16 protein-coding genes, 1 tRNA gene and 1 pseudogene are annotated in these 15,370 nt (G+C 66.4%); 11 read left to right on the forward strand and 7 right to left on the reverse strand.

What is annotated here, in order from left to right:
• Positions 1 to 78 precede the first annotated feature (78 nt).
• Both ACTJKF_RS20105 and ACTJKF_RS20110 read left to right on the forward strand, forming a co-directional pair.
• The gene (locus tag ACTJKF_RS20105; protein ID WP_440625460.1) at positions 79 to 1,158 is read left to right on the forward strand and encodes an NAD(P)H-dependent flavin oxidoreductase; all 1,080 of its coding nucleotides are present in this window, start codon (positions 79 to 81) and stop codon (positions 1,156 to 1,158) included.
• 448 nt (positions 1,159 to 1,606) lie between these two features.
• Positions 1,607 to 2,749: a branched-chain amino acid ABC transporter substrate-binding protein gene (locus ACTJKF_RS20110; protein WP_440625462.1), complete on the forward strand. Its 1,143-nt coding sequence runs from the start codon at positions 1,607 to 1,609 to the stop codon at positions 2,747 to 2,749.
• A gap of 115 nt (positions 2,750 to 2,864) precedes the next feature.
• Here the strand turns inward: ACTJKF_RS20110 and ACTJKF_RS20115 are convergent, their stop codons facing one another.
• Complete coding sequence (locus ACTJKF_RS20115) at positions 2,865 to 4,079, reverse strand: MFS transporter (protein WP_440625464.1); 1,215 nt, start codon at positions 4,077 to 4,079, stop codon at positions 2,865 to 2,867.
• Positions 4,080 to 4,354: 275 nt separating this feature from the next.
• Here ACTJKF_RS20115 and ACTJKF_RS20120 point away from each other — a divergent pair, with 275 nt between their 5' ends.
• The 3 genes from ACTJKF_RS20120 (at position 4,355) to ACTJKF_RS20130 (ending at position 7,057) form a co-directional block, all read left to right on the forward strand.
• Positions 4,355 to 5,014: a HugZ family protein gene (locus tag ACTJKF_RS20120; protein WP_440625466.1), complete on the forward strand. Its 660-nt coding sequence runs from the start codon at positions 4,355 to 4,357 to the stop codon at positions 5,012 to 5,014.
• A gap of 354 nt (positions 5,015 to 5,368) precedes the next feature.
• The gene (locus ACTJKF_RS20125) at positions 5,369 to 5,662 is read left to right on the forward strand and encodes an H-NS histone family protein (RefSeq protein ID WP_006491875.1); all 294 of its coding nucleotides are present in this window, start codon (positions 5,369 to 5,371) and stop codon (positions 5,660 to 5,662) included.
• A gap of 237 nt (positions 5,663 to 5,899) precedes the next feature.
• The gene (locus tag ACTJKF_RS20130) at positions 5,900 to 7,057 is read left to right on the forward strand and encodes a cation diffusion facilitator family transporter (protein ID WP_440625468.1); all 1,158 of its coding nucleotides are present in this window, start codon (positions 5,900 to 5,902) and stop codon (positions 7,055 to 7,057) included.
• 25 nt (positions 7,058 to 7,082) lie between these two features.
• Here the strand turns inward: ACTJKF_RS20130 and ACTJKF_RS20135 are convergent, their stop codons facing one another.
• The 3 genes from ACTJKF_RS20135 to ACTJKF_RS20145 form a co-directional block, all read right to left on the reverse strand.
• Positions 7,083 to 7,553, reverse strand: a complete 471-nt coding sequence (locus ACTJKF_RS20135; protein ID WP_006477376.1) for an Lrp/AsnC family transcriptional regulator — start codon at positions 7,551 to 7,553, stop codon at positions 7,083 to 7,085.
• Between the two features lie 79 nt (positions 7,554 to 7,632).
• Complete coding sequence (locus tag ACTJKF_RS20140; RefSeq protein WP_440625470.1) at positions 7,633 to 8,292, reverse strand: exonuclease; 660 nt, start codon at positions 8,290 to 8,292, stop codon at positions 7,633 to 7,635.
• Positions 8,289 to 8,933, reverse strand: coding sequence for an MBL fold metallo-hydrolase (locus ACTJKF_RS20145; protein ID WP_044846354.1), 645 nt, complete (start codon positions 8,931 to 8,933; stop codon positions 8,289 to 8,291). Before ACTJKF_RS20145 ends, ACTJKF_RS20140 begins: the two co-directional genes overlap by 4 nt.
• 659 nt (positions 8,934 to 9,592) lie before the next feature.
• Here ACTJKF_RS20145 and ACTJKF_RS20150 point away from each other — a divergent pair.
• Positions 9,593 to 10,204, forward strand: a complete 612-nt coding sequence (locus ACTJKF_RS20150) for a septal ring lytic transglycosylase RlpA family protein (protein WP_440625472.1) — start codon at positions 9,593 to 9,595, stop codon at positions 10,202 to 10,204.
• A 104-nt stretch (positions 10,205 to 10,308) separates the two neighbouring features.
• On the opposite strand, the gene rsmI is transcribed toward ACTJKF_RS20150, so the two are convergent.
• Entirely contained in the window at positions 10,309 to 11,187 is an 879-nt protein-coding gene (gene rsmI, locus ACTJKF_RS20155; RefSeq protein WP_440625474.1) for a 16S rRNA (cytidine(1402)-2'-O)-methyltransferase, read from the reverse strand.
• Positions 11,188 to 11,233: 46 nt separating this feature from the next.
• Between rsmI and ACTJKF_RS20160 the strand changes: the two genes are divergently transcribed.
• From ACTJKF_RS20160 to ACTJKF_RS20180, 5 genes and pseudogenes are all read left to right on the forward strand, one after another.
• On the forward strand, positions 11,234 to 11,662 hold the full coding sequence (locus tag ACTJKF_RS20160; protein ID WP_440625545.1) for a YraN family protein: 429 nt from the start codon (positions 11,234 to 11,236) through the stop codon (positions 11,660 to 11,662).
• Positions 11,663 to 11,789: 127 nt separating this feature from the next.
• Positions 11,790 to 12,374 carry an SIS domain-containing protein gene (locus ACTJKF_RS20165; protein ID WP_440625476.1) on the forward strand — a complete coding sequence of 195 codons (585 nt, stop codon included), beginning with the start codon at positions 11,790 to 11,792 and terminating at the stop codon, positions 12,372 to 12,374.
• Between the two features lie 17 nt (positions 12,375 to 12,391).
• Positions 12,392 to 13,195 carry a BON domain-containing protein gene (locus ACTJKF_RS20170; RefSeq protein WP_440625478.1) on the forward strand — a complete coding sequence of 268 codons (804 nt, stop codon included), beginning with the start codon at positions 12,392 to 12,394 and terminating at the stop codon, positions 13,193 to 13,195.
• A pseudogene (locus tag ACTJKF_RS20175) lies at positions 13,192 to 13,535 on the forward strand (c-type cytochrome). Before ACTJKF_RS20170 ends, ACTJKF_RS20175 begins: the two are co-directional and overlap by 4 nt.
• 68 nt (positions 13,536 to 13,603) lie before the next feature.
• A tRNA-Ala gene (locus ACTJKF_RS20180) sits at positions 13,604 to 13,679 on the forward strand.
• Positions 13,680 to 14,085: 406 nt separating this feature from the next.
• On the opposite strand, the gene ACTJKF_RS20185 is transcribed toward ACTJKF_RS20180, so the two are convergent.
• Together ACTJKF_RS20185 and ACTJKF_RS20190 are read right to left on the reverse strand one after the other, a co-directional pair.
• Positions 14,086 to 14,373: a PAAR domain-containing protein gene (locus ACTJKF_RS20185; protein WP_440625479.1), complete on the reverse strand. Its 288-nt coding sequence runs from the start codon at positions 14,371 to 14,373 to the stop codon at positions 14,086 to 14,088.
• Positions 14,374 to 14,386: 13 nt separating this feature from the next.
• Positions 14,387 to 15,346: a T6SS immunity protein Tli4 family protein gene (locus ACTJKF_RS20190; protein WP_440625481.1), complete on the reverse strand. Its 960-nt coding sequence runs from the start codon at positions 15,344 to 15,346 to the stop codon at positions 14,387 to 14,389.
• Between the last annotated feature and the right edge of the window lie 24 nt (positions 15,347 to 15,370).

Raw genomic sequence — 15,370 nt, forward strand, 5'->3', positions numbered from 1 at the left:
GGCGCTGCGCCGCTTCGATAGAGTCGATGTGTCGGCTTTTACAAAGCGCTTTCGCGCATCGTCATCGAAGGATTCGCCATGTCCGCCCGTGTCATTTCCACCCCGTTTTCCGAACGCTTCGGCCTGCGCGTGCCGCTCGTGCAGGCGCCGATGGTCGGCGCGAGCACGGCCGCGATGGTCGCGGCCGCGTCCAATGCCGGCGCACTCGGCAGCCTTGGCGCCGCCGCGTTCGCGCCGGATCGCCTCGCGACCGAAGTCGCCGCGATTCGCGCGGCGAGCGCGCGCCCGTTCGCCGTGAACCTGTTCGTGTTGCCCGAGGCCGCGCCCGACGCGGCGACCGTCGCGCGTGCGCTCGCCGCGATCGATCCGCTGAACGCAACGCTCGGGCTGCCGCCGGGCACCGCGCCCGCGCGCTACGCGCCCGACTTCCGCGCGCAGCTCGATGCGCTCGTCGCGCTGCGCGTGCCGGCCGCGAGCTTCACGTTCGGCGTGCTCGACGCGGCCGACGTCGCGCGCCTGAAGGCCGCGGGCACCTATGTGATCGGCACCGCGACGCATGTCGCCGAAGGGCTCGCGTGGCAGGCGGCCGGCGCGGACGCGCTGTGCGCGCAAGGCGCCGAAGCGGGCGGCCATCGCGGCACCTTCATCGGCTCGGCCGACGATGCACTGATCGGCACGTTCGCGCTGGTGCCGCAGCTCGTCGATGCGACCGGCCTGCCCGTGCTCGCCGCGGGCGGCATCATGGACGGCCGCGGCATCGCCGCCGCGCTTGCGCTCGGCGCGCAGGGCGCGCAACTCGGCACCGCGTTCCTGACGTGCGAGGAAAGCGCGATCGCGGCCGACTGGAAGGCGCGCCTGCTGGCGAGTGCCGATACGTCGACGCAGGTCACGCGCGCGATCACCGGGCGCCATGCGCGCGGATTGCGCAACACGCTGATGGCGCGGCTCGGCGAACGCGTGGCCGATGCGGCGCCGTATCCGGTGCAGAACGCGCTGACCCAGCCGCTGCGCCAGGCCGCCGCGCGCGCGAACGACGGCGACTACCTGTCGCTGTGGGCCGGGCAGGGCGCGCCGCTCGCACGCCGGCGCGATGCCGCGCTGACGACGTCGCAACTCGTCGACGCGCTCGACGCCGAATGGCGTGCAACGCTTGCATGAATGTTTCGCCGGCTGCCTGGGCGCTCCGTATCGGAGCGCGTATCGCGGCAGGAATGCGCGGGTTGTCACGCGCGTTTCATTCAATGATCCCGCGCACAAAATACCGAATCGAAATGACACGGGAAGGCTTTGAATCCACCTTTCACCCGTCCGTCCGAAATTAGCGGAAACCCTTATCCGGCGGGGCTTGCAGCGATATTCGAGTCGTCATTCCAAAGCACCGGTATCGGTAGTGTTACCACTACCCCAAAAAAGTCCCACAAATTAATTTGATCACCTACACTTGCGCGCAAGTACGGGCGGGTGGCTGCTAAAAGCGGCTGTTTCCACGTGCTTGAGGCCAAGTGCATGAACGATGCAACCGGCGAATCGTCCAGTGATGCAAACACAGGGATGGCAGCGGGGCACCGGGCGATGGCGTTTATTGGGACCGAAACTGGAGACTTACATGAATATCAAGATGCAAAAGCTGTTGCCGATCACCGCTGCGGCGATGCTGTGCGTTGCAGCTGCAAGCAACGCGGCCGCCGATCAAGTCGTCAAGATCGGCCACGTTGCGCCCTTGACGGGCGGTATTGCACACCTGGGCAAGGACAACGAAAACGGTGCACGTCTCGCAGTCGAGGAGATCAACGCCAAGGGTCTCACGATCGGCGGTCAGAAAATCACGCTGCAACTCGATGCGCAGGATGACGCGGCCGACCCGCGCCAGGCCACGCAGGTTGCGCAGAAGCTCGTCGACGACAAGGTCGTCGCCGTGGTCGGCCACCTGAACTCGGGCACGTCGATCCCGGCCTCGAAGATCTACAGCGATGCGGGCATCGTGCAGATCTCGCCGTCGGCGACCAACCCGGCCTACACGCAGCAAGGCTTCAAGACCACGTATCGCGTGGTGGCGACCGATGCGCAGCAGGGCCCGGCACTCGCGAACTACGCGCACTCGAAGGGCATCAAGAGCGTTGCGGTGGTCGACGATTCGACCGCCTACGGCCAGGGTCTCGCGAACGAGTTCGAGAAGAAGGCGAAGGCGCTCGGCCTGAAGGTGATGTCGCACGACGCGACCAACGACAAGGCGGTCGACTTCCGCGCGATTCTGACCAAGATCAAGGGCGAGAATCCGGACGCGATCATGTACGGCGGCATGGACGCCACCGGCGGCCCGTTCGCGAAACAGGCGAAGCAGCTCGGCCTGCGCGCGAAGATCTTCGCGGGCGACGGCGTGTGCACGGAGAAGCTGGCCGACCTGGCTGGCGACGCGACCGACAACGTCGTGTGCTCGGAAGCCGGTGCGTCGCTCGAGAAGATGCCGGGCGGCGGCGCGTTCAAGGCGAAGTACGAGAAGCGCTTCGGCCAGCCGATCCAGATCTACGCACCGTTCACGTATGACGCCGTGTACATCATCGTCGATGCGATGAAGCGCGCGAACTCGACGGACCCGGCGAAGATCCTCGCGGCGATGCCGGCAACGAACTACACGGGCGTGATCGGCACGACGACCTTCGACTCGAAGGGCGACCTGCAGCACGGCGTGATTTCGCTGTACAACTACAAGAGCGGCAAGAAGACGCTGCTCGACGAAGTGAAGATGTAAGCTGAAAGGCGGTCGACAGAAGGGGTGAAGGCGCGCCTGCGGCAACGCAGGCGCGCCTTCTTTTTGGCAGCCGGCAGCCTGGCGGCCCGGCGGAGTGCGGCGTGTTGCCGCGCGGTCAGATCTTCAGGTGCGCGAGCACCTTTGGCGCGACGAGCGCGATGAGTGCCGCGCACAGCGCGACGACCGACAGGCCGACCGTCAGGTTCGCGGTCTGCGCGACCGCGCCGATCACGACCGGACCGAACAGCAGTCCGAAGTACGCGAGCCCGGCCACGTGCGCGAGGCCTTCGGCCGCGTGGATGCCTTTCACGCGCGCGGCGGCGGCGAACAGCACGGGCATCATGTTCGCGAGGCCGAGGCCCATCAGCGTGAAGCCCGTCAGCACGGCGATCGGGTTCGGCAACAGCAGCGCGCCGATCATCCCGGCGCACGCGAGCGATGCGCTCGCGAACACGAGCTGCGGCGCGCCGAAGCGCGCCCGCACCGCGTCGCCCGCGAAACGCGCGAGCGCCATCCCGCCGGAGAATGCCGCATACGCGGCGCTCGCGAGCGCGGGGCTCGCCGCGACCACATCGCGCATGTAGACCGTCGCCCAGTCGTACATCGCGCCTTCGGCGATCAGCGCGATCAGCGCGATGCCGCCGAGCATCCACAGCGCGGGCGAGCGCCAGCGGTGGCCGCCGCCGTGCGCGTGTTCGTGATGCGGCACGTGCGGCAGCACGGCCGGGCTCGCGGCCAGCAGCACCGCCGCGTTGATGGCCGCCGCGAGCGCCAGATGCACGGCCGGTGCCATGCCGGCCGACAGTAGCGCGCCGCCGACGGCCGCCCCCGACATCCCGCCGATGCTGAACATCCCGTGCAGCGACGACATGATCGGCTTGCCGAGCGCGAGCTCGACCGCGCTCGCCTCGGCGTTCATCGCGACGTCGAGTGTCGCCATCGAGAAGCCGAACAGCGCGAGCACGACGAGCAGCATCCAGTAGTCGGGCACGACGAGGATCAGCGCCGCGCACGCGGACATCACGAGCCCGCCCGCGAGGCACGCGGTGCGCGAGCCGACGCGCGCGATCCAGCGCGCGATCGTCAGCATCGCGGCGATCGAGCCGCCGGCGACCGCGAACAGCGCGATCGACAGCAGCCCCGGGCTCAGCGCGAACTTGTCGCGCACGGTGGGCACATGCACGCCCCACGACGCGTACATCATGCCGGCGACGAAGAACAGCGCCATCGTGGCCGTGCGGGCGCGCTGGCGGACCGGCAAGGCCAGCACGCGATGCGCGTCGGGCGGCGCGGCGAAGTCGGACGAGGATCGGGAGGAGGATTCGGACACGGCATGCTCTTGAAGGGACGATGTGCGGGCGCGGCGCGCCCGCCGGATTCGTCCGATTCTATCGAACCGCTTACGGTCTTGCCGGCGCGCGGGTCGTTCGACCGACCGCGAGCGTCGCCCACGGCGTGCGCGCGCCGTGTTGGCCATCCGGCCAATGCGCGGCGGGCCGCTGCCGCGGGTAACATCGAGGCGCAGGTGGCGTCCCCGCCGCGCGCCCGCGTTGCGCGCCTTGGCCGCCCTGGTCGCCCCCTGGCTTTCCGACTGCAGGAGTCTCCGTGAACATCGATCCCGTCCTTGCCGTGCACCTGCTGCACCGCTGCGCGCTCGGCACGCTCGCGACCCACGCGCGCGATCCGCAAGGTTTTCCTTATCCGACGGTCGTGCCGTTCGCGCCCGATGCCAATCATCGGCCCGTGATTCTCGTGAGCGGCCTCGCCGAGCACACGCGCAACCTCGTGGCCGATCCGCGCGCGGGTTTCCTCGTCGTCGACGCGCCGGACGGCGACGTGCTGAACGCCGAGCGCGCCACGCTGCTCGGCCGCTTCGTGCCGCTCGGCGACGATCCGCATGTCGCCGCGCGCTACACGCGCTATGAACCCGACGCCGCACGTTATCTCGCCCTCGGGGATTTCACGTTCTGGGCGCTCGACATCGAGCGGCTGCGTTATATCGGCGGGTTCGGCCGGATGGGCTGGGTCGACGGCACCGGGCTCGATGCGCTGCCGCCCCTCGGATTCGACGCCGAGCGGGCGTTGTGGGACGCGTACGACGCGAGCGATGCGCGCCGCGACGGGCTCGAGCTGCTCGGCGTCGACCGCCACGGCGCCGACTGGCGCTGCGACGGCCGCCGCGTGCGCACGCCGTTCGACCCCGTGCCGGGTGACGCCGGCGCGCTGCGCACGCAGTTGATTGAGCGCGCGCGGGATGTGACGTGACGTCGCGGGTCCGCCTTGCCGGTCGAGCGGAAGTGGCCGCGCGATTTTCGCAAACTTGTCGCCGGATGAAAGCTTTGATTTTCCCATATGCAGGGTAATTGCGTATGTTGATAGGCCTAATACCAGATCGGTAATGTCCTAATCTCTATGCAACAGGGTAAAAATTTGAGAAAAGGCCGTGGCCGGTCAAAATGACATGCGCGAATTTCAATTGATCTCGGGATTTTCGTGAATCCCGCTTCTATCAAAACTTTTTTGTGCTAATCTCTGCCTTCGAAAATCCGAGGCACAAATATTCCATGAATGGTGAGCCGGCTGCAGACCGGCGCCATTGGTCACATAGAAAGGGAAACTATGTCTTCTTACAAGGACCTGCTGGCCCAGCGGGAGAAGCTGGAGAAGCAAATCGAAGAAGCAAAGTCGCGCGAATACGCCGAAGTGCTGAATGACGTGAAGCAGAAAATTGCCGACTACGGCTTTTCGCTCGCCGAACTCGGCCTCAGCCGCGCGAAGGCAGGCAAGGTCGGTCGCCCGCGCGCAGGCGTGGCAGCCAAGTATCGTGATCCGGAAACGGGCGCGACGTGGTCGGGCCGTGGCAAGCCGCCGCGCTGGATCGCCGGCAAGAACCGCGAACAGTTTGCGATTTAAACAGTCGTTTAAGTCGTAGTCTCAAAAAGAGCCGCGTATCCGTCGAGGAGCGCGGCTTTTTTGTACCTGGCGCGGCAATGTATGCGTTTTGTCATGAAAATGTCATGAGCGGGGTGTGAATGGAAATGCGACCCGTTCGCATAAGCGGTTGATTTAAAGGGAAAATTTTGGGTTATCGGAGTGTCCCGCGGGCTGCGTTTGGTAGAATTTCGTATCCCAACCGATATCTCGTATTTCATGTCCACGTTTTCAGCCGACGCGCAAAGCGCGGATAAGCACGCGGTTGCGCGCAAGAGCACGTTCGTCAGTATCGTGCTGAATGTCGTGCTCGCGACTTTTCAGATCGCCGTGGGCGTGGTGGCGCATTCGCAGGCATTGATTGCCGATGGCGTCCATTCGATTTCCGATTTGATCTCGGATTTTGTCGTACTGGTCGCGAATCGCCATAGTGGTGCATCGCCGGATGCCGATCACAATTACGGACACAGCCGTTACGAGACCGTCGCGTCGCTGTTTCTCGGCGCGATCCTGATCGCGGTCGGTATCGGCATGCTCTGGCGCGCCGGCAACCGTCTCGTCAATCTCGAAAACATTCCGGCCGTCCATTTTTCCGCGTTGATCGTCGCGCTGACCGTGCTCGTATCGAAAGAGGCGCTGTTCCGCTACATGCTGCGCGAAGCGCGGCGCGTGCGTTCGGCGATGCTGGTGGCGAACGCATGGCATGCGCGCTCGGACGCCGCCTCGTCGCTCGTCGTCGCGATCGGCATCGTCGGCAGTCTGGCCGGTGTGCGGCTGCTCGATCCGATCGCCGCCGCGATCGTCGGCTTCATGGTCGCGCGCATGGGCTGGACGTTCGGCTATGACGCGTTGCAGGACCTGTCGGATCGCGCGCTCGACACCGACGCGTCGGCCGAGATTCGCGCGCTGCTCGCGGCGACGCCGGGCGTGCGCGACGTGCACGACCTGCGCACGCGCAAGATGGGCGATGCGGCGCTGGTCGACGCGCACATCCTGGTCGACCCGATGATTTCCGTATCCGAAGGGCACTACATCGCGGAAACCGCGCGCGCACACGTGCTGCGCGACCCGCGCGTGCTCGACGCGCTGATCCACGTCGATCCCGAGAACGACGCGGCGCGGCGCCCGGCGCTCGCGCTGCCGCCGCGCGACGAGATCGCGGCGCGGCTCGAGGCCGCACTGGCGCAGCGCGGGCTGCATGCGGCCGCGATCAACCTGCACTACCTGAGCACGGGGCTCGAGATCGACGTGACGCTCGACGCCGGCGCGGACGAAGCCGACGCGGCGTTGGCCGGCCGGCTCGACGTCGATACGCTGAAGCGCCAGTTCGGCGCGCGCCGGATCGGCTTCACGCGCGGGCTGCCCACGCCGGCGTGAGTGGCGCAGGCGAGCGGGCCGCGCGTTACAGCGGCAGCTGCGTGTCGAACTTGATTTCGCGCAGCACGACGCTCGTGCGCACCTGCGACACGGCCGGGATCTTGAAGATCCGCTCATGCAGGAAGACGTCGTAGGCCTTGATGTCGGGTGCGACGATCTTGAGGATGTAATCGGCTTCGCCCGTCGTGCTGTAGCACTCGGTGACTTCCGGGCAGGTCGCGATCTCGCGCTCGAACTGCTCGACGCCGCCTTCGTTGTGGCGGGTCAGGTGCACGTGCGCGAGCGCGCATACGTGCAGGCCGAGCTTCTCGCGATCGAGCAGCGCGGTGTAGCGCTGGATCACGCCGGACTGCTCCATGTCCTTGATGCGGCGCCAGCACGGCGTGCTCGACAGGCCGACCTGGTCGGAGATTTCCTGTACGGAACGGCGCGCGTCGAGCTGCAACAGGCGAAGGATTTTTTGCGAAAAGGAATCGAGCGTCACCTGCGCCTCCATGCGGCAGCTACAACACGCTAAATGTTAGAGGGCCGGGAAAGGAAAGGCAATCTGACGGCGTGCAACTGAGCGAGATTCGCTAATTTGCGCGCGGATCCGTGGGGTTTTGTCCCGCCCCTGCCTGTTCCGATCGATCGGTATCGGCCACCGCCAGGCCGGCCAGCGCGGCCTGCTGACGGCGCAGGTCGGCCAGCATGTTGCAGAACAGGGCGCCTTGCTCGATCGCATCGTCAAGCGCGACGTGCGTGTGCGGATGATCGTCGAACCAGTGCTTCGGAAAGCGCGGCTTGATCGCCTTGCGATACGGCAGGCCCGTCATTGCGAACGCGAGCGTCTTGATGTCGAGCGCCGACCACGAGAACGGACAGCGTCCCGCGAAACGCATCATGTACCAGAACATGAAGGTGAAATCGAAGCCGGCCGGCATCGCGACGAACACCGGCTTGCCCGGCAGCGCCTCGACCCACTCGACGTACGCGACCAGCGCCGCTTCGGGCGCCTGCAGGTCGCGGCGGCACGCGGCCCATGCTGCCGGCTCCGTCTTCCACCACGCTTCCTGCACCGGATGGGCCTGGGCGCCGGGCAGCGTCTCGAGGTTCGCCGAGAACGTCGCGATCAGCTGCTTGTCCTCGGTATAGGCGGCCGACGCGAAGCTCAGCATCGAGTGCGGGCCGGGAATCGGGCCGTCGGCCTCGACGTCGGTGCTGACGTAGATTTCGGGGATCGCGGTCTGGTTCATCCGAACACCTTGTCGGACACGAACGGGTTCGTGCGGCGCTCGTCGCCGAAGGTTGACACCGGGCCGTGGCCCGGCACGAACGTGACGTCGTCGCCGAGCGGCCACAGCTTCTCCTTGATCGAACGCACGAGGTCCGCGTGGTTGCCGCGCGGGAAGTCGGTACGGCCGATCGAGCCGGCGAACAGCACGTCGCCGACGATCGCGACGCGATGCGCGCGGCTGAAGAACACGACGTGGCCGGGCGTGTGGCCCGGGCAGTGATAGACCTCGAGCGTCTCGTCGCCGAACTGCACGGTGTCGCCGTCGTTCAGCCAGTGGTCCGGCTCGAACGTTTCGGCGGCCGGGAAGCCGAAGCGCTGGCTCTGCATCGGCAGTTGCTCGATCCAGAAACGCTCGTCTTCCTGCGGCCCGACGATCGGCACGCCGTAGTGCGTCGCGAGCGCTTTCGCGCCCGCGCAGTGATCGACGTGGCCGTGCGTGAGCAGCACCTTCTCGACCTGCACGTTCTGTCGCGCGATCTCCTGCTCGATCCGTTCGAGATCGCCGCCCGGATCGACGACAGCGGCGCGGCCGGTCTTCTCGCACACGAGCAGCGAGCAGTTCTGCTGGAACGGCGTGACCGGAATGAGCGTGACTTTCATGGAGGCACCGGCGGCTAAAAGGAGCGATTGTACCGGTCGCGCGTGCTGCCTGCCGCTCGTGCGGCGTGGCGTCGGTCGCGTGCGTCCGGGCAATCCCGGAGCATCCCGATTGTTACCGCCATAGAGAGAATCAATGGTTCGGACGGGGTGCTTTTCGAGATGACCTTTTGGTTTATGTATAATGCCGCCCATTGCACGTGAATTTCACGCAATTCGCTGGTGTTTCGGCCCCGTTAAACGAGGGCGTCGGATTCACCGTCAAGCATCGACCGCCGGGGAGTCCGGCGGTGTATCCAGCACCGAACGTTCGGTGCTCACGTCTTGTCCGGCCGGGCGCTGCGCGCCCGCCTGCGGCCCTGCTGCCGCGCCGCCGGATGAGGCCTGTGCCGCCGTTCCTGTGCGTTGGCTGTACGCGACGCGCGCGAACGTGAAAGCCATGTTCGATGGCGGCATGTGGGGTCTGGTCAGGCTGCCGGGGACAGGTTGCGCCAGACGTGAAAACTAATCAGGACGGTTGCGGCACTGACGAAAGCCGCGCCCATGCTAGCCGCCTGCTCGCCATCCGAGCGGGGCGTGCACGCATTTGCCGTCCGGGCCGCGTATCTGCGTTGTTGAGCAGCGTTGTATCGGTGCGGCCCGAACCAGAAGGCGACACGTCGATGAATTTTCGATTTCCGACTCGATTCGGGACCATTGCGTTATTTTTTGCGCTGACGGGCTGTGCGGTACCACCCAGCCAGACCACCGGCAGCGCCAACCAGAAGAACGCGGTCAGCAAGACGGCCGCTGCCGCGAAAGCGGACGACGACAAGCAGCAACTGACTTTCGATTCCGCGCTGGCATCGATGCCGGCTGCCGACAGCAAGGACGCGAAGAAATCGTCGCTGGCGGATGCCGAGCCGATCGACGGCAAGGACGTGTCCGACTTCCGTCAGACGGGCCGGGCATCGTGGTATGGCCGGGATTTCCATGGCCGCCGCACCGCGAACGGCGAGCGCTTCAACATGAATGCGCTGACCGCCGCGCATCGCACGCTGCCGCTATCTTCGTACATCAAGGTGACGAACGCGTTGACCGGCAAGTGGGTCGTCGTGAAAGTGAACGATCGCGGGCCGTACAAGCGCGGCCGCGTGCTTGACCTGTCGTATGCGGCCGCCAAGATGATCGGCCTCGTGCATGCCGGCACCGGTCGCGTGAAGATCGAGGGGCTGTCGCCGCAGGAAGCGCGCGACGCACGCGACGAAATGTTCGCATCGCTGTCGTCGAAGTAACGACGTCACGCCGCGGTTCGTCCGCGCGATGCAAAAAGGGCTGCCATCGGGCAGCCCTTTTTGGTTTCCGCGGGTCGGGCGGCGCATGTCGCCCCCCGCCTGCTTCAGCCTTCCTTCAGCACGAGCGCGCGCGCATACAGCGCGTTGCGCGATGCGCCCGTCAGCGCGGCCGCGAGCTTCGCCGCGCTTTTCACCGGCACTTCTTCCAGCAGCAGCTTGAGCAGCGCGTCGTGCGCGGTGTCGTCGGCCTCGCCGGCGTCGGCCGGCGCACCTTCGACGACCAGCACGAACTCGCCGCGCTGACGATTCGCATCGCCGTCGAGCCAGGTCTGTCCTTCGGCCAGGGTGCCCTGGAACAGCTGCTCGTGTAGTTTGGTGAGCTCGCGCGCGATCAGCAGCCGGCGCGCGGGACCGAACGCGTCGGCCAGCGCGGCGACGGTTTCGGCGATCCGGTGCGGCGCTTCGTAGAACACCAGCGCGTACGGGTGCTGCACGAGCGCCTGGAGCGCACTCGCGCGCTGCTTCGGCTTCGGCGGCAGGAAGCCCGCGAACGTGAAGGCGCCGGCCCAGTCGCCGGCCACGCTCAGCGCGGTCACCGCCGCGCTCGCGCCCGGCAGCGGAATCACCGCGAAGCCGGCCGCGCGCACGGTGTCGACGAGCCGCGCGCCGGGGTCCGAGATGCCCGGCGTGCCGGCATCCGACACGTATGCGACGCGTTCGCCGGCGCGCAGCAGCTCGATCACGCGCAGCGCGGCTTCGCGTTCGTTGTGCTCATGCACCGCGACGAGCGGTTTCGAGATCCCGTAGCGGGCCAGCAGCTGGCCCGTGTTGCGGGTGTCTTCGGCCGCGATGCGGTCGGCGAGGCCGAGCACGTGCAGCGCGCGCAGCGTGATGTCGGCGGTGTTGCCGATTGGCGTGGCGACCACGTAGAGGGCGGCGGCCGGGTAGTGCTGCGTTTGCGCGAGTTCGAGGAGGGCAGTCATGGCAGGCAATGCGCGCAATCGCGGCGCAAGCGGAACAAGGACGGCATTGTGCCACGCGGCGCCGGCCGCGCCGGGCGACGGGCGCGGTTTGCCGCCCGAGGGTGGCAACTTTTCCCGCGCGGCACGATCCAGATCGGTGGGCGCGACGTTCGAGCAGCGTGCGCGGCAATTCCTCGAGCGCCGCGGTCTCGCGTTCGTCGCGGCGAACGTGACGATGCGCGGCGGCGAGCTCGACCTCGTGATGCGCACCCCCGACGGCACGCTCGTGTTCGTCGAGGTGCGCGCACGCCGCAGCACCCGGCATGGTGGCGCGGCCGCGAGCATCGGCTGGCGCAAGCGCAGGCGTCTGGTCGCGGCGGCGCTCCAGTTCTGGGCGCGGCACGGCGCGGGTGCCGCGTGCCGCTTCGACGTCGTCGCGTTCGAGGCCGGCCGGCTCGAGTGGCTGCATGATGCATTTCGTGCCGACGATGCGTAGCCGCGAGCTGTGACCAGATGTAAAGAGTTCTTGCCATACCCCCGGGGAGGGCGCCGGAGTGCGGTAAACTCGCCGCACCCATGACGTTGCGCGCGGTGTGTCCACGCGCCCAGTTCACCAGGAATCGATGTCAGTCGAACGTATTCAGCAACATTTCCGCGACAGTGCCGCGCTTCACGCCGAAGCGGCCGACGCGCTGTCGCTGCCGATCGCAGCCGCGGTCGATGCGATGTTCGCCGCGCTGGCGAACGGCAACAAGATCGTCGCATGCGGCGACGGCCCGTCGGCCGCTGCCGCGCATTACCTCGCCGTGTCGCTCGTCGGCGGCTTCGAGCGCGAGCGTCCGGGCCTGCCCGCGATCGCGCTGGCCACCGATGCGTCGCAGGGCGGCCTCATGGGGGCATCCGCCGCCGATCAGCTGTTCGCGCAGCAGGTGCGCGTGCTCGGGCAGACCGGCGACATCCTGCTGGTGCTCGACGCGGGCGGCGCGTCGCCGCGCGTGCTGGCCGCGATCGACGAGGCGCACGAGCGCGAGATGACCGTCGTCGCGCTGACGGGCGGTGACGGCCATGCCGTCGCGGCCGCGCTGTCCGATACCGATATTCCGATCAGCGTGCCCGCCTCGCGCGCGGCGCGCGTCCACGAAGTCCATCTGCTGACCATCCACTGCCTGTGCGACGGCATCGACGCGATGCTGCTGGGTGAGGATTGAACGAAGGAGAGCCGTCGATGAATCAAAGCCGCGTCAAACTCAAACAGACGCTCGTCAGAACCACGTTGCTCGCCGCGCTGACGGCGGGCCTCGCGATGTCGCTGCAGGGCTGCGTGCTCGGCGTGCTGGGTGCGGCGGCCGGCGGCGGCGCGCTGATCGCGACCGATCGCCGTACGCTCGGCGCGCAGACCGAGGATCGCGAGATCCAGGTCAAGGCGCTCACGCAGATCAACAACGGGCTGCCGGATCAGTCGCACGTGAACGTGACGGTGTTCAACCGCCGCGTGCTGCTGACGGGCGAAGTGCCGAACGATGCGTCGAAGCAGCGCGCCGAGGAAATCGTGCGCGGCATCAACAACGTCAACGCGATCGTCAACGAGCTGTCGGTCGAGCCGGCATCGTCGCTGTCGTCGCGTGCGAACGACTCGTACCTCGAAGGACGCGTGAAATCCGAGTTCATCGCGACGAAGGGGATGTCGGCGAACTACTACAAGGTCGTCAGCGAGCGCGGCAACATCTACCTGATGGGCCTCGTGACGGTCGACGAAGGCAATCGCGGTGCCGATGCGGCAAGCCAGGTGCCGGGCGTCGAGAAGGTCGTGAAGGTGTTCCAGTACATCCAGCCGCAGGACGCACAGGCGCTGCAGGCTGCGTCGCCGAGCGCTGCGTCCGGCGCACCGGCCGCAGCCGCGCCCGCGGATTCGGCGACCGTCGGCGCGGTGCCCGATGCGTCGGTCCAGTCCACGCCGCTGCAACCGCCCGCGCCGATCTCGAATTCGTCGAGCGTGCACCCGGGCAACCCGAAGGCCACGCCGCAATGAAACCGATGCAGATCAAGATGAAGCAATGGATGGTGCAGGGCGCCGNGCCGCGGCGCTCGGCACGGCGCATGCGGATGTCGGCGACGGCCTGAAGGTCGCGCGCGGCAACGCATGCATGGGCTGCCATGCGGTGGACCGCAAGCTCGTCGGCCCGTCGTTCAAGGACATCGCCGCCCGCTACAAGTCCGATCCGCAGGCCGTCGCGAAGCTGTCGAAGAAGGTGAAGGACGGCGGCTCCGGCGTGTGGGGCGCGATTCCGATGCCGGCGCACCCGCGCATGAGCGACGCGGATCTGCGTTCCGTGGTCGAATGGGTACTCGCCGGCGCACCGTCGAAGTGACGCGTTCGGGGGTGACCCGAACCCCTATTGCCAAGCGCGGAAATGCCTGTGTATGATGGTTGTCTGTTGGGGCGGTAGCTCAGCTGGGAGAGCGTCGCGTTCGCAATGCGAAGGTCGGGAGTTCGATCCTCCTCCGCTCCACCAACGGAATCCGAAGGGCTCGGTCGCCATGAGACAGGAAGGGTAATTTTGCGCTAGTTGCAAAGATATGCTTCTGTTTACAAGGTGCAGCCTTATACTTCGCGTACAAAGCCGGCCTCGAGCCGGCTTTGTTGTTTTTGAGCGGTTTGCAATGACCCACTCGGGCCAAGTATTTGCTGGATCTGATGTGGAATCACGTCATCCGCCGTGGCTACGCTGGAGTCGAGTCGTTGTATCAGTGGCAACCGCCGCCCAGCGCCTGCACGCAGTCCCGGAACGACTGGCAACCCGAGAGAGCCAACGTCCACGCCAGCAGCAGCACTATTCCCATCCATTTTCTGACCATCACACGACTCCCTAGCTGAAAAGAACGACATTCGCTGTCGACAACGGCAACTCGCCGCCGACGCTACGCATCCACATACGACGCCTGCTGGGACGGCACCAGGCGTGGCGGCGGCGTACACAAGCAGACACACAGATCATCGCTCAGTGCCGCCTGCCGTCCATCGGGTCCGGTCGTGGAGACACGCGGACCTTCGCACTGGATATGTCCCATGGCCTTGCAGACGGGACACCAGACCGGATCGGTCTCGTACGCCTGTTCGCGTCCGCCGAGCAGGTCGTGCGCGTCGCCGCCCTGGACGACCCCGCCGACCGTCGTCAGGTCACCTTTCACAATATCGTACCGGCGCATCGTTCGGCTCCGGTCAGACCGCGCCCGGTCGCGCACGCAGGCTGTTCACGAGCGTGTCCCACGTCTGCAGTGCCCCAGCCTCGTTGACCGGCGACGTGGCCTGGTCCGGCGGCAGGTCGTCGCGCGCCGGCGCACCCAGTAGCAGTTCGACGGAGGTATGCGGTTGCGCCATCGTCGCTGGATTCCCCGGCGCGAGCAGGTAGAAGCGATACACTGTGACGTCGCCGTCCTTCAGCGCAAACAGCACTTCCTCGGCGGCCATGCCGGCCACTGTCCGCTTGCCCTGTCGCAGGATACGATAGCTGCCGGGCATGCGATCGAGTGTCGCACGCAACGCGGACAGGCTGCTGGTGAGCGGCTGGGCTTGATCCTCTTCGATCGCATCACGCAACTTGATTACCAGCAGCGCCGGCCGGCCCGGCATCAGCGCGAACGACTGGCTGACCTCTTCCGTGTAGGTCGACGGACCCGTGACGATGCCGCCATCGAAGCAGAAACCCGATTCCGTCGGCACGTTCCAGTTATCGCGCACCTTGATGCGGCGGTAGATGTCGTTATAGATGCTTTCGGCCTGGTCCAGCACATCCGGACCGATCATGCTCGTCGTATGGACGAGCGTGCGGTTGGCGAACAGATAGCCTTCAGTGTCGAACGGTAATGTCGCCGCCTTCGCCACCGAGTCGTTGAAGACGAAAACCCGCGAATGTGGCACTGGAGAAAACGCTTTTTCCAGCCACGCATGCCCCGTCTTCTCCTTCAGATTGACGGGATTCACACGTTGCTTGGTGCGCAGTTCCGTCTCGCGCCCCTCGACCTTGGCGTTATATGTCTCCGCGGGCACGTTGTGCGTCGTGACGAGTTTTTCCCCGCGGTACTTGTAACTCTCATTCGAGATTTCGCTCGAAACGGGGCGATCGAACACGAGGCGACCTATGCACCACGGACGTACTTTGGACAGCAGAGGATTGTTCATCGTTGGTTCCACGGAAAACGCAAG

The organism is Burkholderia sp. 22313, assembly GCF_052045245.1.
Classification (GTDB): Bacteria; Pseudomonadota; Gammaproteobacteria; order Burkholderiales; family Burkholderiaceae; genus Burkholderia.